The 20,329-nt window shown below is 38.6% G+C and carries 19 protein-coding genes and 3 tRNA genes; 10 read left to right on the top strand and 12 right to left on the bottom strand.

Annotated elements, in window-relative coordinates:
* Positions 1–60: 60 nt before the first annotated feature.
* From prmA to EV194_RS14760, 4 genes are all read right to left on the bottom strand, one after another.
* Positions 61–897: a 50S ribosomal protein L11 methyltransferase gene (gene prmA, locus EV194_RS14775; RefSeq protein ID WP_132434946.1), complete on the bottom strand. Its 837-nt coding sequence runs from the start codon at positions 895–897 to the stop codon at positions 61–63.
* Between the two features lie 96 nt (positions 898–993).
* The gene (tpiA, locus tag EV194_RS14770) at positions 994–1,749 is read right to left on the bottom strand and encodes a triose-phosphate isomerase (RefSeq protein ID WP_132434944.1); all 756 of its coding nucleotides are present in this window, start codon (positions 1,747–1,749) and stop codon (positions 994–996) included.
* The gene (locus EV194_RS14765; protein ID WP_132434942.1) at positions 1,746–2,981 is read right to left on the bottom strand and encodes a BT_3928 family protein; all 1,236 of its coding nucleotides are present in this window, start codon (positions 2,979–2,981) and stop codon (positions 1,746–1,748) included. Before EV194_RS14765 ends, tpiA begins: the two co-directional genes overlap by 4 nt.
* A 125-nt stretch (positions 2,982–3,106) precedes the next feature.
* Positions 3,107–3,655 carry a DUF1599 domain-containing protein gene (locus EV194_RS14760; protein ID WP_132434940.1) on the bottom strand — a complete coding sequence of 183 codons (549 nt, stop codon included), beginning with the start codon at positions 3,653–3,655 and terminating at the stop codon, positions 3,107–3,109.
* A 144-nt stretch (positions 3,656–3,799) separates the two neighbouring features.
* Here EV194_RS14760 and folP point away from each other — a divergent pair, with 144 nt between their 5' ends.
* From folP to EV194_RS14740, 4 genes are read left to right on the top strand one after another with little or no spacing between them, the layout of a single operon-like run.
* Positions 3,800–4,690 (top strand): dihydropteroate synthase, encoded by an 891-nt coding sequence (gene folP / locus EV194_RS14755; RefSeq protein ID WP_132434938.1) that lies wholly within the window; start codon positions 3,800–3,802, stop codon positions 4,688–4,690.
* Between the two features lie 2 nt (positions 4,691–4,692).
* Entirely contained in the window at positions 4,693–5,460 is a 768-nt protein-coding gene (cdaA, locus tag EV194_RS14750) for a diadenylate cyclase CdaA (protein WP_132434936.1), read from the top strand.
* Positions 5,461–5,480: 20 nt separating this feature from the next.
* On the top strand, positions 5,481–6,797 hold the full coding sequence (locus EV194_RS14745) for a mechanosensitive ion channel family protein (RefSeq protein ID WP_132434934.1): 1,317 nt from the start codon (positions 5,481–5,483) through the stop codon (positions 6,795–6,797).
* 3 nt (positions 6,798–6,800) lie between these two features.
* On the top strand, positions 6,801–7,661 hold the full coding sequence (locus EV194_RS14740) for a TIGR01777 family oxidoreductase (RefSeq protein ID WP_132434933.1): 861 nt from the start codon (positions 6,801–6,803) through the stop codon (positions 7,659–7,661).
* Between the two features lie 282 nt (positions 7,662–7,943).
* Here the strand turns inward: EV194_RS14740 and xerD are convergent, their stop codons facing one another.
* Positions 7,944–8,843, bottom strand: a complete 900-nt coding sequence (xerD, locus tag EV194_RS14735; RefSeq protein ID WP_132434931.1) for a site-specific tyrosine recombinase XerD — start codon at positions 8,841–8,843, stop codon at positions 7,944–7,946.
* 407 nt (positions 8,844–9,250) lie between these two features.
* On the opposite strand from xerD, the gene aroQ reads away from it, so the two are divergent.
* From aroQ to EV194_RS14710, 5 genes are all read left to right on the top strand, one after another.
* Positions 9,251–9,673 (top strand): type II 3-dehydroquinate dehydratase, encoded by a 423-nt coding sequence (gene aroQ / locus EV194_RS14730; RefSeq protein WP_132434929.1) that lies wholly within the window; start codon positions 9,251–9,253, stop codon positions 9,671–9,673.
* A 241-nt stretch (positions 9,674–9,914) separates the two neighbouring features.
* Positions 9,915–11,345: a pyruvate kinase gene (gene pyk / locus EV194_RS14725; protein ID WP_132434927.1), complete on the top strand. Its 1,431-nt coding sequence runs from the start codon at positions 9,915–9,917 to the stop codon at positions 11,343–11,345.
* A 323-nt stretch (positions 11,346–11,668) separates the two neighbouring features.
* Positions 11,669–11,742: transfer RNA gene (locus EV194_RS14720), tRNA-Asp, on the top strand.
* Between the two features lie 28 nt (positions 11,743–11,770).
* Positions 11,771–11,844: transfer RNA gene (locus tag EV194_RS14715), tRNA-Asp, on the top strand.
* A 30-nt stretch (positions 11,845–11,874) separates the two neighbouring features.
* Positions 11,875–11,948, top strand: a tRNA-Asp gene (locus tag EV194_RS14710).
* Positions 11,949–12,015: 67 nt separating this feature from the next.
* Here the strand turns inward: EV194_RS14710 and EV194_RS14705 are convergent.
* The 3 genes from EV194_RS14705 to EV194_RS14695 are packed head-to-tail and all read right to left on the bottom strand — an operon-like array spanning position 12,016 to position 14,048.
* The gene (locus tag EV194_RS14705) at positions 12,016–12,567 is read right to left on the bottom strand and encodes an RsmD family RNA methyltransferase (protein WP_132434925.1); all 552 of its coding nucleotides are present in this window, start codon (positions 12,565–12,567) and stop codon (positions 12,016–12,018) included.
* Complete coding sequence (locus tag EV194_RS14700) at positions 12,558–13,403, bottom strand: DUF3822 family protein (protein WP_243699425.1); 846 nt, start codon at positions 13,401–13,403, stop codon at positions 12,558–12,560. Before EV194_RS14700 ends, EV194_RS14705 begins: the two co-directional genes overlap by 10 nt.
* A 12-nt stretch (positions 13,404–13,415) precedes the next feature.
* Positions 13,416–14,048, bottom strand: coding sequence for a hypothetical protein (locus tag EV194_RS14695; protein WP_132434921.1), 633 nt, complete (start codon positions 14,046–14,048; stop codon positions 13,416–13,418).
* Positions 14,049–14,137: 89 nt separating this feature from the next.
* On the opposite strand from EV194_RS14695, the gene EV194_RS14690 reads away from it, so the two are divergent.
* On the top strand, positions 14,138–15,556 hold the full coding sequence (locus EV194_RS14690) for an ATP-dependent DNA helicase (RefSeq protein ID WP_132434919.1): 1,419 nt from the start codon (positions 14,138–14,140) through the stop codon (positions 15,554–15,556).
* A 130-nt stretch (positions 15,557–15,686) separates the two neighbouring features.
* Here EV194_RS14690 and EV194_RS14685 read toward each other — a convergent pair whose 3' ends face one another.
* From EV194_RS14685 to rfbA, 4 genes are all read right to left on the bottom strand, one after another.
* On the bottom strand, positions 15,687–17,438 hold the full coding sequence (locus EV194_RS14685; RefSeq protein WP_132434917.1) for a phospho-sugar mutase: 1,752 nt from the start codon (positions 17,436–17,438) through the stop codon (positions 15,687–15,689).
* Between the two features lie 189 nt (positions 17,439–17,627).
* Positions 17,628–18,500, bottom strand: coding sequence for a dTDP-4-dehydrorhamnose reductase (gene rfbD / locus EV194_RS14680; RefSeq protein WP_132434915.1), 873 nt, complete (start codon positions 18,498–18,500; stop codon positions 17,628–17,630).
* 49 nt (positions 18,501–18,549) lie between these two features.
* Positions 18,550–19,113 carry a dTDP-4-dehydrorhamnose 3,5-epimerase gene (gene rfbC, locus EV194_RS14675; RefSeq protein WP_132434913.1) on the bottom strand — a complete coding sequence of 188 codons (564 nt, stop codon included), beginning with the start codon at positions 19,111–19,113 and terminating at the stop codon, positions 18,550–18,552.
* Between the two features lie 151 nt (positions 19,114–19,264).
* A complete protein-coding gene (gene rfbA / locus EV194_RS14670; RefSeq protein ID WP_132435013.1) occupies positions 19,265–20,158 on the bottom strand; it encodes a glucose-1-phosphate thymidylyltransferase RfbA in 894 nt (297 codons plus the stop codon).
* Between the last annotated feature and the right edge of the window lie 171 nt (positions 20,159–20,329).

Genomic DNA, 20,329 nt, shown 5'->3' with positions numbered 1-20,329 from the left:
TATGATGCTCTAACTGTTTGTTATATTGATGTATGATAATTAAGCCAAATATAATTTGGCTTATTTCTCATACGCAACAGAAGCCCAATTGTTATTCTCTTTTGAGGATTTTATTTTCAATTGATGTTTTTTAGCAATTGCATCGATGGATGCAATGTCTTCCGTATAAAATCCGCTTAATAAAAGTAGTCCGCCTTTTTTCAGGCATTGGCTGTATGCCGGAATATCGCTGAGAAGAATATTTCGGTTGATGTTGGCCAGAATCACATCAAACACCTCCGATTTTGGCAGTTGTGATGCATCACCTGTCAACACATCCATGTTATGGATGTTGTTGATTTGGTTGTTTTCGGTGCAGTTTTCGGTGCACCAGTCGTCAATATCGATGGCTGTTACCTTTTTTGCTCCTTTTATCGATGCCAGAATGCCTAAAATACCTGTTCCGCAACCCATATCCAGAACAATCTTGTCGTTCATGTCATGCTCCAGAATGTATTCCATCATCATGCACGTAGTGGCATGATGTCCTGTGCCGAAGGACATTTTAGGCTCTATTACGATTTCAATTAGAACTTTCGGGTACTCGTGATGAAACGGACTGCGCACCACGCACTGGTCGGCTACAACAATGGGTTGAAAGTAGTGTTTTTCCCACTCTTCATTCCAATTCTTTTTTTCTATTACTTCAACGGTGTGATGAATGGAAATGCCGGAAATCGGCGTTTCCAGATTGTCAGGAATTGCTTCTGAATATTGGGTCTCTTCTATGTAAGCTTCAAATCCATGTTCATTTTCCATGAAGCTTTCAAATCCTTGTTCACCCAGATTTGCCATCAGCAAATCTGAGGCATCCTGATTAAACGGATGGAGCGTAACCGTTAACTTGATGTAGTTCATTGAGATATTCTTCTAAAAAATCTACCCATATCATATCAAAACAGATAAAATATGGGTAGAAAAGTTGAGTCCACGAAAATTTTCGTGAATGATTAATTAAAATGCAGTAATGATGGCCAAAAAGTCTTCTGCTTTAAGCGAAGCACCACCAATCAAGCCACCGTCCACATCGGCATTGGCAAATAGTTCCTGAGCATTTTTTGGGTTACAGCTTCCACCGTAAAGAATTGAAGTGTTGTCTGCAATTTCTTTACCATATTTTTCGGCAACCAAACTTCGAATAAAGGCGTGCATTTCCTGAGCTTGCTCGGGGCTCGCAGTTTTTCCTGTTCCAATGGCCCATACCGGTTCGTATGCAAGTACAATTTTTCCAAATGCATCGGCGGAAAGATGGAAAAGAGCCTCTTCAACCTGACTTTTTACCACATCAAAATGGGTGTTGGCTTCTCTTTCTGCCAATACTTCACCAATGCAGAAGATTGGAAGAAGATTGTTTGCCAAAGCCAAATCGGTTTTCTCTTTCAGAATGGCATTGGTCTCACCATAATACGCACGACGCTCGGAGTGTCCCAAAATGACATAGGCAGCTCCTGTTGATTGTATCATTTCAGCTGATACCTCACCTGTATAAGCACCTGATACTTTGTCGGCACAATTTTGAGCAGCTACAGCCACTTTATCACCGTCAACAGTTTTTACAACTTCGGTAATATGTATAAATGGAGTTCCCAAAACCACTTTGCATTTTGGTGTGATGGCATTTACACGTTGGTTTACATCTTTTGCCAGTTCAATTCCCTCCTGCAGGGTTTTGTTCATTTTCCAGTTTCCTGCTACAATGTTCTGTCTCATTTTCTGTTATTTATGGTTTTACTTGTTAAAAATACTGTTGGTATTAAAATCAGGATGAAAATATGCATCCATAGTATTAAATTGTCTTTTTTGCGGTTTTTTTCCGTCAGTGCGTATGATAAGGGATTTTTCATGATTTCAGCATTGGGCAGGTTGTTGTAATGCCATTTGGCAATTACAACACCATCGTATATCATGATTAATCCGGGGTTGGAGCGAATGATGGTTTTCAGGGTAACGGCATCTGTAAAAAGATAATGAAAACCGGTGTGATGTTCCCGCTCAAAGCGGGCAGAGGCTTGCGAATCGGACGCTGTTACACAATAGAAAGGCACAAAATGCTCTTCGGCTGCTCTCGCAAGATTTGAGAGGGGTTCAATGGATTTTGAAGCCATTTTGTTTAAATCCGGAGACATCAACAGAAACACAGCCTCGGGGTGATAAATAATGTCGTGCGTAATATCACCCATTTCATCGTCGATAAAGGCGAGGGCTTCCAAAGGTGGCACGTAGCCTTCTTTTATAATCCGTGTTTCACTGTCGATAAACACCCATGTGGTATCATCATAAGGATAATTCTCAACGGTGAAGGTTTCCCGATGGCCATCCTTCTCAAGAATGAAGATGGTTTCAAATTCAGGCATTTCGGCACCTTCGGGAATGGTTATCAGGGATTCAACATGGGCACCGGGCTTAAATGGCCTGAAATCAAAAATTGGTAAATTGGCAAGACTATACCAAATTACAGCAGATATATAAATTACTAAAGATAATGATGTTGCCATCCTGCGTAAAGTAGAGGCAGGAGCTCTGTATTCTTTTCTAAAATACCATGCACCAAGTGTAAATATAAGTACGACTACGTTTTTCCAGAAAGTTTGCCAATTGGAGATTTTCAATGCGTCACCAAAACAACCGCAATCAGTTACCGGGTTGTAAATGGCTATATAAAGGGTTAATACGGTGAAAAAACTCATAAAACCCAAAACTGTCGGTATGACTTTTCGAAGCGAAAGACCCAGCAGAAGATAGGCTCCAAGCAGAAACTCTACAATGGCCAGTAAAATTGCCAGTGGCATGGCAATTGGAATCAGCCAGTCCATGTTAAACGCCACGAAGTAGTCGTGAAATTTCACTGAACCGCCGGTGGGGTCAACGGCTTTAACAAAGCCGGAGAAAATAAAGGTGACGGCTGGTATTAGTCTGCATAAAAACTTAATGATAGCTGTCATAATTTATCGTTGCTATAATTGGATTGGTATGTTGTTATATCTTAGATTGAGAGTTGAGTAAAGTGATTGCCTCTAGTCTATCTGTCTAAAAATCTCAAATTTAAAAATCTTCAATAATCTCTTTTCTAATTCTCAGGAAACTCCAGTTTGATAAGGGCGAACACAGCATAATTTATCATGTCCATGTAATTTGCATCAATTCCTTCCGAAACCAGTGTTTTTCCCTTGTTGTCCTCAATTTGTTTGGTGCGGTAGAGTTTCATCAGAATCAGGTCGCACAGCGAACTGATTCGCATGCTTCGCCACGCTTCATCGTAATCGTGATTTTTATTCTCCATCAAACTTTTTGCACTGTATAAATGCCTGGTGTAGAGTTTAAGGGTTTCATCCTGGTTCATGTCGGGATTATCGGAAACGCCTTTTTCCAGCTGAATTAATGCCATCACAGCATAATTAACAATGCCAATGAATTCGGGTCTGATGCCTTCGTCCACCTTTGAAACTCCCTTTACCTGCAAACTCCGAATGCGCTGTGCTTTAATAAAAATCTGGTCGGTAACCGATTCGGGGCGTAACACCCGCCATGCTGTACCGTAATCGGTCATTTTTTTTTCAAAAACTTCACGGCATATTTTTATAACATGCTCAAATTGCTGGTCTGTTGCTTGCGACATGGAATTTTATTGTAACCGTTTGGGAAAAAATATCTTTTCAACGGGTAAAAATACAAAAAATGGCCGATTGGAAGTGAACGAATCCTCTTCTTTGTTTGAAATTATTGCTATTTTGTTTTCTTTTGTAAGAGATAACAACGATAAATGGATACCATATCAAAAAATATAACTGCACAGCTTGAAACGGAATCATTTCTAAAAAGCAAAAGGTACATCAATTGTCGTGGACAATTGATGGATTTATCTACCCCGGTGGTGATGGGCATTTTGAATGCCACCCCCGACTCCTTTTATTCCGGTAGTCGTTTCACCGGCGAAAAGGAGGTGTTACAAAGAGTAGAAGAGATTCTGTTGCAGGGAGGAGAATTGGTTGATGTGGGTGCATACTCCTCCAGGCCTGGAGCAGAGCACATTTCTGAACAAGAGGAGATAAACAGGCTGATGCCTGTATTAAACATTATTCGTAAAAAATTCCCTGACATTATCATCTCTGTAGATACTTTTCGCTCAGGAGTAGCGAGCAAGGCAGTACTGGAAGGCGAAGCTGATATCATTAATGACATTGCAGGAGGGGAAATGGATGACAAAATGTTTGAGACCATTGCTTCTGTGAAAGTGCCTTATATTTTGATGCACATGCAGGGAACTCCGCAAAACATGCAAAAATCACCGGTATATAAAGATGTATTGGCCGATGTTTCGTTGTGGCTTGCAAAAAGAGTGGATGCATTAAGAACCATTGGAGTGGCCGATGTTATTATCGACCCCGGATTTGGATTTGGGAAAACACTGGACCAGAATTATATTCTATTAAATCGTTTGGAAGAACTGGCGCTTTTTGAATTACCTCTTTTAGTCGGTTTGTCGCGAAAATCGATGATTTATCGTTACCTTGAAACCGATGTTGAAAGTGCCTTGAATGGAACATCGGTGCTTAACACCATAGCGTTGGACAAGGGAGCTTCCATTCTGAGGGTTCACGATGTAAAAGAGGCCGTGGAATGTGTTAAATTGTTTACAAAACTGAAGCAATAGTTATGACCTTTCTGGATATTAGACTCATTGATATAATTGATATTGTACTGGTGGCTTACCTTATGTACCGCCTTTACAAGTTGATAAAAGGGACTGTTGCACTCAATATTTTCATTGGAATTTTTGCTTTTATCGTATTTTGGCTAATGATAAAGGCCTTGAATATGCAGTTATCATCTACCATCCTCGATAACTTTGTAAATGTGGGTGTTCTTGCCATCATCATTGTGTTTCAGCAGGAAATCAGGCGCTTTTTATTGCTTCTTGGCAGCCGGTATAATTTGGCAGGTTTCTCTTTCGATAACCTTTTTGCCACCAAAACACCAGGTATGATGAGCATTTACATAAAGCCGGTGGTTCGTTCGTGCGAAGAGTTTGCCAAAACAAAAACAGGTGCGTTAATAGTAATAACCAGGAAATCGGAGCTGATTGATTTTGTGCAAACAGGGGAGTTGATAAACGCTGTTATTTCCCGTCAGTTGCTAAAGTCCATCTTTTTTAAAAATGCTCCTATGCACGATGGTGCAGTCATCATCAGCCAGAGTAAAATTAAAGCAGCCGGATGTATATTGCCGGTTTCCCAAAATATGGATGTTCCCAAGCATATAGGATTGCGACACCGTGCAGCTATGGGAATAACGGAGTCAACTGATGCCAGTGCCATTGTGGTATCGGAAGAGACCGGAAGAATTTCATTTTTTACCGAGGGAAAGGGGAAATACAACATCTCGGTGGAGGAGTTGGAGAAATTATTAGAGGAAACGGTTTAAGCTTATAACTTGCAATTAATATGATTGAATCGGTTTTACAAAACGAAGGCTGGTTGTTTCAATTAGACAAAATCCAGTATCTTCAAATGGCAGGTGTAGCTGTTTTAACCATTGTGTTATGGCTGCTTTCGGGTCGTTTTTTTGGAAATGACGACGACGAGGGGACTTCTGTTGTTCTCTGGATTCTTCGCTTAGTTGTTTTGCTGTTGGCATTCATCTCGGTTTTGTTCATTGCAGGTTTATCTGTTGTCGAATTTTTCTCCATGCCGGTTGTGGTCATTTTTGATGAAATTCCGATATCACCACTTTTAGTGGTAACGGTGATTGTTGGCATTTATTTTTTAATCTTCACCAATACATTTCTTAAAACTTCTATCAATCGATTTACCAAAAAAATCAATATTGAATCAAAGGCCGGCAAACAGGTTCATCGTTTTTTTATGTTTTTCCTGTTTCTGATTGTGGCCGGAATTTGGCTAAAATTTGCAGGTGAGTTTTTAATTGACTTCTTCGGAGAGAAGCTCTTTTCATTTGGTGATATCAGGATTACCCCGGGCGTATTGTTTTACGTGGTATTGGTGTTGTATGGTATTGCTGTCGCCTTAAGAATTATTGAGGTCATTTATACACGCCAGGCTCAACGAAAGGGGTTGAGTTCAGGCCAATCTAAAAGTTTGTTTCAGATATTAAAATATCTGATTTGGCTGGTGGCTGTATTGCTGTTACTCGACTCCATCGGAGTCAGCATCAACATGCTCATTGCCGGGTCTGCTGCCTTGTTGGTTGGTTTAGGATTTGGTATTCAGGGTTTGTTCAATGACTTTGTATCGGGTTTGGTCATCCTTTTTGAAGGAATAATTAAGGTTGATGATGTTGTGGAGTTGGAATCGGGTGTTGTTGGAAGGGTTTTAGAAGTTGGTTTGCGAACCTCAAAAATAAGAACTCGCGACAACATCATCATGATTGTTCCCAACAACAAATTTGTAAGCGATAAGGTCATCAACTGGAGCTATAATGAATCTCGAACGCGGTTTTCGGTGGATGTAGGAGTGGCTTACGGTTCTGATGTGAGACTGGTTGAGCGACTTCTGCTTGAAGCAGCCATGGAGTGTGAAGATGTGATTCGTGATGATGAAACCATTGTTCTGTTCACCGATTTTGGGGATTCATCGCTCGATTTCAGATTATTATTCTGGATAGAAGATGTCATTTTTGTTGAACGTGTTCGTAGCAAATTAAGGTTTGCAATTGATGCAAAATTCAGAGAGCATCATGTTACAATTCCTTTCCCGCAGAGGGATTTGCATTTAAAATCAGGTTTTGAAAAAGATGTTTAAATTATGAAGATAGCAATATGTGGTATAAGCGGACTAATTGGCAACGCCGTTGCCAATGAATTTCGTTCTGCGAACGATGAAGTCATTTCCATTACAAGGAGCGATTTGTCCAAAGGAACCGAGCATCTGAAGAAACTACTCGAAGGCACTTCGGCAGTAGTTAATCTTGCCGGTGCACCCATTGCAAAGAGATGGACTAAGAAATGGAAAGAGGAGATTTATAGCAGTCGGGTAAATACCACACGTACCATTGTTCAGGCAGTTAATCAAATGGAGAATCCTCCAAAGGAGTTTGTTTCTGCATCGGCAGTTGGCATATATGATGCCGTCTCGGTTCATGATGAGTTTTCATTGAATTATGCCGAAGATTTTTTATCCAAGGTATGTCAGGACTGGGAAGGTGAAGCTTTAAAGTTGGATTCAAAACGGGTTCGTTTGACCATTTTCAGATTGGGTGTGGTGCTTTCTAAAAAAGGCGGAGCTTTAAAACAAATGTTGTTACCGTTTAAAATTGGTCTTGGCGGCCGCATTGGCTCCGGGGAACAATTTTTCCCATGGATTCATTTGACTGATGTTGTGAGAGCAATTTCCGGAGCGGTTAAAATCCCCAAAGCTACCGGTATTTACAATCTGGTAGCACCTGAAATACTTAATAATCGTCAGTTTACAGTCACTTTGGCAAAAACTATGAAAAAGCCTGCCATTTTCCCTGTTCCGGTTTGGGGGTTAAAGCTTCTGTTTGGTGAAGGAGCTTCAGCACTAATCGAAGGACAGCAGGTGATTCCCCAACGGTTGCTTGCTGATGGTTTTGATTTTTCGTTTCCAACGTTGGAGCGTGCTTTAAGTAAAGAGTTGAACAAGTAGAGTGTGATGAAACGAGTATAATACACTTATGCGAAGTAACGGTGCTTGTGCTTATAATGTCGTTATTCGCTTTGTTTGGGAGTATTTCGGCCAAATTATTAGAGTAAACTTTGTTAATAAAACTCAAAATATGGTTATTATAAAAAAGGTTCCCTAATGGGGAACCTTTTTTAACATCTTCTTTCCACGAAAATTCTCTTCAATTTATCAAATTAAATATCCCGAAAATTTATCTGCGTTACATTATCTATGGAAATCCTATTCGATATAATATATAATGCTCTAAGTTCTTGGATGATATTGTATAATCGTATTTTTTAAATACTCTTTGTCCAAATGGGTATAGATTTCGGTTGTTATAATTGACTCATGACCAAGCATCTCCTGCACCGCACGCAAGTTTGCACCGCCATCAATCAAGTGTGTAGCAAATGAGTGACGGAAAGTATGCGGACTGATGTTTTTCTCAAGATTCAATTTCCGGGTAATGTTTTTAATGATGGTGAATATCATTACTCTCGATAGTCTTTTCCCTCTGCGATTCAGAAAGAGGATATCTTCGTGTTCGGGATGGATTTTCAGGTTGCGACGATATTCACTGAGGTAAAGGTTTATTTCTTTAATGGCTTTGGTGCTGATTGGCACCAAACGTTCTTTACTGCCTTTTCCTTCAATTTTGATGAATCCTGATTCGAAGAACAAGTTGGAAATCCTCAAATCAATCAATTCAGAAACTCTTAAACCACAGCTGTATAGCGTTTCAAGGATTGCTTTATTTCGCTGTCCTTCGGGTTTTTTGGTGTCAACCGTGTTAATGATGGTGTCAATTTCTTCAACAGAAAGAATTTCAGGCAGTTTTCTTCCTACTTTTGGAGCTTCGAGAAGTGCTGTGGGATCTTTTTCAACTTTTTCCTCGATGAGTAAAAACTTATAAAAAGATTTTATTCCACTGATGATTCTTGCCTGTGTACGAGGACTAATACCCCTGCTGTTGATCCATTCCATCATCTCTTTAAGATGGCTCAGTGTGACTTTCTCCGGTTCTAATGAATAACCCTTGTCCTTTAAAAATTGAACCAACTTATATAGATCTGTGATGTACGCATGAATAGAATTATCTGATAACCCCTTTTCTAATTTCAGATAATTTCTAAATGCACTAATTTCTGATTCCCAATTCATAATACATTTAAAATTTAATGAATATTTCCCGTTTGTTCGTAATATAGTGAATATAAAATTTGCACTGATTAATATTTTGCTAAAATTGCGAATTTTTTTTATGTAATTCCAAATAAAATTATTAAAAGTTTCATAATCACGAAGTTTTTTATTTGAAACAGTTATCTTAATTTTGCATTGTGAAACTATTTAAAATGTGTAATTTATCATTATTGAATTTTATATCTACTTCAAATAAAGTATTGTGATCCATTATTTATTGTGGATACTAATTCGGAATAATACAATAACATAATATGAGTCCATGTGTTCCGGGAACAATGTAAAAACAAAATATAAATAGATGAAACAAGTCCCGAGGCTTCGGGATGAGTTCCATGTGATTTTGAAAAACAAATTATAGAAACATGAAAATCCTGATAATTAATGGCCCCAATTTAAACCTATTGGGAAAAAGAGAACCCGGTATTTATGGTACCATGTCTTTTGATCAATACTTTGATTCTCTTAAGACTTTATACCCCATTGTTGATTTATCTTATTTTCAATCCAACAATGAGGGCGATTTATTAGATTGTTTGCACAAAGAAGGGTTTAATCAGGATGGAATTATTTTAAATGCGGGTGCTTATACCCATACATCTGTCGCTATTGCTGATGCAATAGCTGCTATAAATTCACCTGTAATTGAAGTCCATATCTCAAATGTGTATAAAAGGGAAACCTTTAGGCACCATTCTTTTTTATCGCCTGTAGTAAAGGGCGTTATAGCAGGATTCGGAATGGAATCCTATCGTTTGGCTTTGGAAGCATTCATTAACCAGGATTAGATTATGCCACAAGTCTAATTTACAATTATTTAATTATTTTTATTTGTTTCAGAGGAACATACAGACAGAATAATCCTTAAAATTGAACTTTCAAAACTCTGACATCAAAACCTCAGATTTGTTGGAGTTGTTATGTTGGGAATCAGATCTTCATCTTTCGATGATGATGTCATTTTCAATTAGTTAAATTTAATTACAGAGTCGCATAACAGAACAATAATAAGATACGATGAATTTACAAATGACCAAACACACAAAGATTGTTGCCACAATATCTGATCAACGATGTGAAGTGGATTTTATCAAACAGCTGTATAAAGCCGGAATGAATGTTGTCCGGATGAATACAGCTCATTTAGACTATGAAGGGCTGACCCGGATCATATCAAACGTTCGTCAGGTTTCAGAGAAAATAGCCATTTTAATTGACACCAAAGGACCTGAGATCAGAACGACAAAAAGTCAGGCTCCAATTGAACTGCAAACCGGCGATACCATTTTGATTAACGGTAACCCCGATAAGGAGACTACGGCTGAATGCATCAATGTTTCATATAAAAATATTGTTGAAGATGTTGCGATTGGTAGTCATATTTTGATCGATGATGGTGAAATTGATTTGATTGTTGTAGACTCCTCCGATAAAGGTTTAGTGTGTGAAGTTTTAAATAATGGGACTCTAGGTAGTCGTAAAAGTATAAACGTTCCAGGTGTTAGAATCAGTTTACCATCATTAACAGAAAGAGACCTTGATTTCATCAATTACGCCATTGAGAACGAGATTGATTTTATTGCTCACTCATTTGTTCGCAATGCCGAGGATGTAAAAGAAATTCAGAAAATATTGGATGCGCAGGATAGCCCGGTGAAAATCATTGCTAAAATTGAAAATCAGGAAGGTGTTGAAAACATCGATGAGATTTTGGAAAATGTTTACGGTGTTATGGTGGCCAGGGGCGACCTTGGTATTGAGATTCCTCAGGAAAAAATTCCATTGGTACAGCGCCAGTTAATTCGTAAGTGTGTAGAAGCCAAAAAGCCTGTAATTGTGGCAACTCAGATGCTTCATAGCATGATATCAAATCCCCGTCCAACGCGTGCCGAGGTTACCGATGTGGCAAATGCCATATATTATCGAACCGATGCAATTATGCTCAGCGGTGAAACTGCATACGGAAAATACCCGGTTGAAGCAGTTCGGACCATGTCTAAAATTGCAGCAGAAGTAGAGGCTGCAAAAGACTCAAGAAACGATATCCCGGTTGACTTGGTAAAACACGACATCACAGCTTACTTATGTGATACCGCAGTTAAAGCAGCCAAAGAATTGCCCATTAAGGCGGTAATGAATGATAGCTTGACCGGCAAAACAGCACGATATCTTGCTGCTTTTAGAGGCAATATGCCTGTTGTAGCATTATGTTATAATAAGAGAGTAGGGAGGGAGTTGGCTTTATCATACGGTGTATTTCCTCGTTTAACTGAGGCTGGTAGTTCCAAAACGGAGATTATGCATAACACGCTTTTAAAACTTCAAAAGAAAGGTATTCTCGATAACGATGATCTGATTGCTTATCTGGGTGGAAGCTTTGGAATAGGTGGAGGTACTACATACCTTGAGATCATTACCGTTGATGGATTACTGAATAAAATTGACAGGTACATAGACTAATTGACAGACATATTTTTTTTGAAAAGCGACAAAGGCAATGCCTATGTCGCTTTTTAATTTACAACCATAGGCATCCGGGAAAAAAGAATTAATCGAAAGCAAAAAAGCCACGAATGCCTTGTCATATCGACCAAAGGGAGAAATCTCGGAAGTTTTACCGAACATTAATGATTTTCAATATGAAATTTTATCACTGATTTCCATATAACTGCATGTTTTAAGGTGAAAAAATAACATAAAACAGAGTCCTGATTATTGCATAAATAAAAAGAACCATTATCTTTGCAACGCCTTTAAAAGAAAGGGCAACAACAAATCTTTCTGGTCTGGTAGTTCAGTTGGTTAGAATATCGGCCTGTCACGCCGAGGGTCGCGGGTTCGAGTCCCGTCCAGACCGCTTTAAATGATTACAGAATGGATTTGTTGGTCTGGTAGTTCAGTTGGTTAGAATATCGGCCTGTCACGCCGAGGGTCGCGGGTTCGAGTCCCGTCCAGACCGCATTTAATGAATTTTTAAGGAATTACCATTGGTCTGGTAGTTCAGTTGGTTAGAATATCGGCCTGTCACGCCGAGGGTCGCGGGTTCGAGTCCCGTCCAGACCGCAAAAAAAGGATAATCATTTTATGATTATCCTTTTTTTTGTACCTTATATTGGTTGATTCAATAAAACTATTCTTCAGGCTTCTTACCAAAAAAAGAAAAACAAACTTTTCCGTATTTTCTCTGCTGATTAAAATTTGCAAAACCAGAAAAATTCTTGTCGGGACCATGTTCAAGAATAAATATTCCGTCAGTTTTTAACAAATTACTATCCAATAAGGCTGGAACGATTTTCTCGAATTCCTTAAGATCAAATGGGGGATCCGCAAAAATAATGTCATACTGTTGATCTGACACGTGATCCAGATAAGTGAAAACATCAGTTTTTACTGGTTTAATGACCTCATTTAATTCCAGCTCATCAATACATTTCCGTATAAAACTGTAATGGTGGTAATTCTTTTCAACAAGCGTAACTGAATTTGCTCCTCTGGAAGCAAATTCAAATGAGATGGCACCAGTTCCGGAAAAGAGATCCAGAACATCAACAGATTCAAAATCTATGATGTTGGCCAAAATGTTGAATAAACTTTCCCGCGCTGTATCGGTTGTCGGACGTGCCCGAAAATTTTTGGGTGGAGAAAACCGCCTACCTTTTAGGTAACCACTGACTATACGCATACCGGCAAACTTAGCAGGTTGTAAAATGGTTGATTGTTTATTTCGCGGAACATATGGCTGTATTGAAAATGATGCGGAATAGATACCTGCTTTACTTTTCTGATGTATTTTCTCAAATGTCTTATCATTTCATCTCCATTGGTATGGTAGCCGCTTATGAGGATTTCTGTATCAGCAGGCTGAAGTTTCAGTTGTTCAAAAACAAACAGCGTGAAATAGATGAAATCATTTTCTGTTTTTATGCTGTATGAGTTACAGAGTTTCAGGTTATTGTTTTTAAAGGCGAACAAATCAAAGTAGTTATTAGCCAGATTAATAAACAGTAAGGTTTTTTCTCTTCCACTGATGTTTATTGCCAGATTACTCTCAATGACAGGCGTGTATTGATGAAAAAACAAGGGGTCTGGAAACTGACGAAACAATAAATCATGAATAGGCTTAGGAACGGCAAAAACATTGTACGCATCTGCCATCTTAATTTTATTGTAAAAAACCAGATGATCTTCAGGCATTTGATGGCAAAACTTGAGCCATTGTTCTCTTTTTGATTGCTCGAAAAGTGCTGAGGGTACCAGTGTCGACTTGTTCGTTGGCATCAAGACCAGAGTCTTTTTATAAGGTAGATTCAGCTTCTCATTTTTAAGGAAACTCTCTTCTACTTGTTGATTTAATGGTAGGGATTTGTCAAATTGAATGTGTTGAAACTGAATATATTTATTTCGCACCGGATCAAGGGTGCAAAAAGAAAATCCATCCAGAGAAATCTGGATGGATAAAAAATATGATGACGTAACACCAGGGTCAAACGTATCGTCAACAACTGAAAAGTTTGTCATGATACATGTAGTTTATTCCCAGTTACCGGCACTGTTGTTTGCTTCTTCCAAAGAACCAACTCGAAGTCCTGGATAGCGTTCAAGCTCCCTTAGTCTGTGGTTAATATTTATTACTTCCTGTCTGTTCAATCCTTTTGTGAATACGTTGTTGTGAACCTTTGCTTCAAATACAGGAACATCAACACCCGAGGCTGTTTCCAGAATAGTAGCTCCCAATTCAAACTCTGTACCCGGGGCATAAGGAACAAAACGAATAGAGTCAACGATCCAGGGCTTTCTTCTGAAAAGTGAATCTCTCACGCTTATTCTTACTGTATCACGCGTAATAAGTCCCATCTCTAGAGCAATTCTATCTGTAATTCCTGCTTCAAGCATACTGTCGGTTATCATTCCCTCCATTCTTACAAGTGCAAGAGAATCGTTTGCAATGAAGTTAATAAGCGTATCAAAACTACCAGTGAATTCTCTGTGTATTGATCTGTATGCAAGTTGTGCGGATCTGATATCTCTTAGACGGTCAATCACTTTGTCACGTCTTTCGTTAAACTCTCTGTCAAAGCGCACTGGTCGTTGAATGCTTTCATAGCACATGTAGCCTAAAACGATTATGGCAATACTTAATACAATTTGAAAAGCTGTTTTCATTATCTTTATGGTTTTCGTTTTTGAAAGTTTCCACAAATTTATAAAAAAAAATCAATCCTGATTTTTATAAATGAATAATTCCGATAAAAATGGTTAAAGAACATATTTTAAACAGAATATCCGCTACTTTTAAACATAATCCTACACCATCCCAACATAATGCAATTGATGCGTTGGCATCATTTATGGTTTCAGCAAAAAGCATGCCTTTACAACTAATAAAAGGCTATGCCGGAACAGGAAAAACCTCACTGATAAGTGCTTTTGTAAATGTTCTTGGTGAAATGGGGATAAAATGTGTTCTTTTGGCGCCTACAGGGCGCGCTGCAAAAGTTTTATCCAACAGTGCCGGACAGCCGGCTTTCACCATTCATAAACAAATATACAGACAAAAATCTTCGAAAGATGGCTTTGGAGGATTTTTGCTTGGTAAAAATCTTCATAAAGATACTGTTTTTATTGTAGATGAGGCATCAATGATTGCCAATAATTCCTCAAGCGGAGCAGTTTTTGGAAGTGGCCGCTTGCTTGATGATCTCATTCAGTATGTTTATGAGGCTGAGAAGTGCCGTATGGTTCTGATAGGTGATTCGGCGCAATTGCCTCCGGTTGGCCTGGATGTAAGTCCGGCTTTGGATACCGGCGAATTGGAAACTTATGGTTTAGATCTGAATGAGGTGGAACTTACAGATGTGGTTAGGCAAACTGAATTGAGCAGCATTTTGCAAAATGCTACTTACTTGCGTGAATTGTTGATGAATAATTTGTGCGATGATTACCCAAAGCTTGAGATTGTAAATGGCGGTGATGTGAAAAATATAACCGGAGCCGAGCTTCAGGGAGAAATTAATCATTGCTATGAGCAATATGGTGAAGAAGAAACATTGATTGTTTGTCGTACAAATAAAAGAGCTAATCAATACAACATTGGTATCCGAAACAGCATATTGTTTCGGGAGGATGAGTTATCAACGGGAGACAATATCCTCGTAATGAAGAATAATTATCATTGGGTTAAAGAAGATGATAAGGCTGGTTTTATAGCCAACGGAGACATTGCTCGTGTGGTTCGGATTAAAAAGCATTATGAATTGTATGGTTACCGCTTTGCCGATGTTGTTTGTGAATTGGTTGATTACAGAGCTGTTGAAATTGATGTTCGTGTAATACTTGACAGCATATCTTCTGATGGAGCCGGATTTTCGTATGAGCAGCAGGAAAAGTTTCTTTCTACCGTAATGGAAGACTATGCCGATGTTTCAACCAGACGTAAGCAGTTTGAGTTGGCACGTGAAAATGATTTTTACAATGCACTCCAAATAAAGTTTGCCTATGCCATGACATGTCACAAGGCGCAGGGTGGTCAATGGAAAGCTGTTTTTATTGATCTCGGATATTTCACGGAAGAGTACCTGGGACGAGAACTTATCAGGTGGTTATACACGGCTGTTACAAGAGCAACAGAGCGGTTATATCTTGTTAATTTCCCAAAAGAGTTTTTGAGATAACTCCATTTGGATGAGATTATAGGCATGAATTGAAAAAAGCACACAAGTCATTATTTTTCCATATTGACTTTGTGTGCTTTAATGAAAGCTGTATGGTATCTGTTTATGGATTTTTTGTCAAAGACTAATTTTAGTTAAGCTTTAAATCTTTAATAATAAGATCTATCTTCTTGTTTGCTTCAGCAGTGGCCATTTCAAACTGATCGCGACTTTTCATAGCTCCCAGTACCTCAAAATAGAACTTGATCTTTGGCTCGGTTCCCGACGGGCGTACAGAGATTTTAGATCCGTCTTCGGTGAAAAACTGAAGAACGTCTGAATTGGCAGGCATTTCAAGAGAGTGTGTTTCACCGGTGTTGGGGTTTTTGGATGTCAGTGTCAGGTAATCTTTTACCAGGTTCACTTTTGATCCTCCCAATGTTTTAGGTGGATTATTGCGGAATCCTTCCATCATGGCTTTAATTTCATCAGCTCCCGACTTTCCTTTTCTAACAATGGACAAAAGTCTTTCATAAGAGAATCCATGATCGATATAAATATCCTTGAGCAATTCAAATAGGGTTTTGCCATTTTCCTTAGCCCAGGCAGCCACTTCAGCAATCATACATATGGCACCAACCGAATCTTTATCACGAACATAATCGCCCGGCAAAAATCCGTAACTCTCTTCTCCTCCGCAGATATATTTTTTCTTGCCTTCCAGATCCCGAATAATGGCAGCAATCCATTTGAAACCGGTAAATGCATCAAAACACTCCACATTAAAATCGTCTGCAATTTTTTTGATTAGCTCCGAGGTTACAATGGTTTTTACGGTAAACTCCTTTCCTGTTAACAGACCACGTTCTTTCCACTGACTGATCATATACCAGGTAAGCAATAACGCTGTCTGATTTCCATTCACCAGAATGAACTCATTTTTATCATTCCTGATGGCAATTCCCAAACGATCACCGTCCGGATCGGAGGCTGCAACCAATTCCGCATCTGTTTCAATGGCCTTTTCAATGGCCATTTTCAATGCTTCAGGTTCTTCTGGGTTTGGTGAGATGACCGTTGGGAAATCTCCACTCACCACATCTTGTTCCGGAACATTGATGATGTTTTCAAATCCAAACTTCCTGAGCGCTTGAGGAACAATTTTTACTGTTGTTCCGTGAATGGGGGAGTAGACGATTTTTAAATCTTTTTGTTTTTGAATGATTTCAGGATTCAAAGATATTTTACTCACCTCTTCAATGAAAAGATTGTCCATCTCTTCGCCAAGAATTCTAATTTTGTCGGCATTGCCTTCAAATTTAATGTCCTCAACTGAGGTAATTTTGTTTACTTCATCAATGATATTTTTATCGTGCGGAGCAATGATTTGAGCTCCATCATTCCAATAAGCTTTGTATCCGTTATATTCCTTGGGATTATGAGATGCGGTCAAAATGACTCCACTCTGACAGTTTAACTTTCGGATGGTGTAGGAAATCTCAGGTGTAGGTCTTAGATCCTCAAAAAGGTATGCTATGATGTTGTTGGCAGCAAACACCCCGGCCACAATCTCTGCAAAATATCTGCTGTTATTTCGGCAGTCATGGCCAATGGCCACTTTCAGTTCCGGCAGGTGTGCAAATTCCCGGTTCAGATAGTTGGCCAACCCTTGCGTAGCAGCTCCAATGGTGTATTTGTTTACCCTATTAGATCCGGCACCCATAATTCCACGTAATCCACCGGTTCCAAATTCAAGATTCTTATAAAAGGAATCAATTAATTCTGTGTTATCCGGGTTGGATAACATTCTTTTCACTTCTTTTTTTGTCTCTTCATCGTATGCACCATCAAGCCATTTTTGAGCTTCGGCTGTTACTGTATCTAACAAGTTATTGTTTCCCATTTTTTCATAATTTAGTTTCACTTCAAATTTAACAATTAAATGGTAAATTGAAATGTTTGTCTGAGGATGGTACGTTAATCTTTCTTAATTATTCACTGAACAAATTGATTTTCTGTCAAATTCCAGTTTGTAGAAGACCAATGGTAAAATCATTTTGTAAAGAGCTTTAAAACAGATGTTAGGCCTGATTTATGAATGAATGATGTTATTCAGACAAGTCTTCAAACTATCTGTCCAATACGGGATTTCAATATCAAAATCCTTTCGGATTTTTGATTTATCCATAACAGAGAAAGCAGGACGCTTTGCTGTTGTCGGAAATTCTTCTGAACGAACAGGTAACATCTTGCAATCAATTCCCGTAATTGAGAAAATCATTTTTGCAAAATCATACCAACTACAAACCCCTTCATTGGAGTAGTGATATATCCCCGATTTAAATCTATTTGGATCACTAGATGTCAGATGAAGCATTTTTATGATGGTGTCAGCCAGATCTCCGGCATAGGTTGGGGTACCAACCTGATCGAACACAACACGGAGTTCATCACGTTCCCGTCCCAGTTTCAGCATGGTTTTCACGAAATTATGACCAAATTCTGAATACAACCAGGAGGTGCGTATGACCAAACTTTTAGAATTTTCAGAGAGAACATTTCTTTCACCTTGCAGTTTGGTTTTTCCGTAAACAGATGTGGGGTTCACATCCATTTCCGGTGTTAAAGGCAGATTGGATGTACCATCAAAAACATAATCGGTTGATATGTGAATGATGCCGGCATTTTTTTCGGCAGCACATGAAGCCATCCATCCCGGTGCCAATGCGTTGATTGTATGAGCTGTCTCCATATCAGTTTCAGCCTTATCAACAGCTGTATAGGCAGTGCAATTAATCAGGAAATCAAAATTATGTGTTTTGAAAAAATCCTTTATGCTCTCCTCGCTGCTGATGTCTAATTGTCCTTGCCTGGTAATGGTGACGGATTTAAATCCGGAACCGGAAACTCTTTGCTCAAGAGAGCTTCCCAATTGTCCCTCGCCGCCAACTATAAGTATTTGCATTTTAATTTGTATACAGAAATTAGAGTAGAAAAACCTGTCAGGTTTTAGGTTAATCCTCTTTAAAAAAGAAATTTTTCTCTGCCTCTTTAAAAGAAGGCAGTACTTCATCTTTCGGGGAAACAATTGCCTGATCCACCGGAATTTTCCAGTCAATTCCAAGTTCAGGATCGTTAAAGTTTATTCCCCTTTCGGCTTCGTTATTGTAAAAATTGTCACATTTATAATAGAAAACACAATGATCACTTAAAACGCTCAATCCATGAGCAAAACCACGGGGAATATAGAACTGAAGGTTGTTTTCTGCAGATAATTCAATAGCGTAATGCTGTCCGTACGTGGGTGAATTTTCTCGCAAGTCAACCGCCACATCCAAAACTTTTCCATGCAAAACTTGTACAAGCTTTGCCTGTGCAAATGGTGACAGCTGATAATGCAACCCTCTAACAGCATTTTTCGATGAATAGGAGACATTATCCTGGATATAATTGGTTTTAAGGTCATTTTCCTGATAGCTTTTTTGATTGAACAACTCAAAAAAACAACCTCTGCTGTCCCCAAATATCTTGGGTTCAATGATTAATAATCCCGGAATTTCAGTTTTTGTTATTTTCATATTATTCTACCCACTTATATGTTTAAAAGGTAATACTAAGTAGCTGTTTAAATTTAATTTATAAAATATGTTATAGAATTGAAGACTGTCATCCCGAGTGAATCGGGACTAAAAATCTTCAATGCAAATTTATTTTAAATTTAAACAGTCTCTAAAGTTCATCTTTTATTTCCTGAATGTCTTCTGCTGCAATCTTTTTCAAATACTGACCATATTCATTTTTCTCCAACGGTTTGGCCAATTCCAGAAGGCATTTTTTGTCAATCCACCCTTTTTTATAGGCAATTTCTTCTATACAGGCAATTTTTAATCCCTGACGCTTCTCAATGGTGGAAATAAAGTTTGATGCCTGCAATAAACTGTCATGCGTTCCTGTATCCAACCAGGCCATTCCTCGTCCCAATAGTTTTACGTGCAGTTTTTCCTCATTAAGGTATAACCTGTTTAAGTCTGTTATTTCCAGTTCGCCACGTTTGCTAGGTTTTAGGGTCTTAGCTTTCGAAACTACATCCGACCCATAAAAATAGAGTCCGGTAACAGCAAAGTTTGATTTTGGCTTTTCCGGTTTTTCCTCAATGCTCAGAACTTTCCCTGTTTTGTCAAATTCTGCAACACCATACCTCTCCGGATCATTTACATAGTAACCAAATACCAATGCGCCTTCTTTAAGTTTATTGGCTTCCCTTAAAATCTTCCCAAATTCAAAACCGTAAAAAATATTATCTCCCAGAATCAGACAGACTGGATCATTTCCTATAAACTCTTCTCCAATTAGGAAAGCCTGTGCCAAACCATCAGGTGATGGCTGTTCAGCATAGGAAAGTGATAATCCCATATTGGCGCCATCGCCAAAAAGACGCTTGTAAAGTGGCAAATCTTCCGGAGTGGATATAATCAGCACTTCTCTAATGCCTGAAAGCATTAGAACCGAAAGGGGATAATATATCATCGGTTTATCGTAAACCGGGATAATTTGTTTTGAAATACTTCTTGTTGCAGGATACAGCCTGGTTCCTGATCCGCCTGCCAGAATAATTCCCTTCATCATAATTCTTTGGTTTTGGTTAAATTGTTAATTGATACAAATTTAAATAGAGTTTTAGATGTTAGATATATAGACCCATAGACAAGATGGTAATCTAAACCATCGGGCTCTATTTCTCAAATTACCTTTACTATCTATTCTATCTGTATATCCCAAATCCCTCGGGATATG

It is taken from the genome of Natronoflexus pectinivorans, from assembly GCF_004345615.1.
Lineage (GTDB): Bacteria > Bacteroidota > Bacteroidia > Bacteroidales > Marinilabiliaceae > Natronoflexus > Natronoflexus pectinivorans.
Note: the sequence above shows the minus strand (reverse complement) of the source record. Positions and strands in the feature narration are given on the sequence as shown.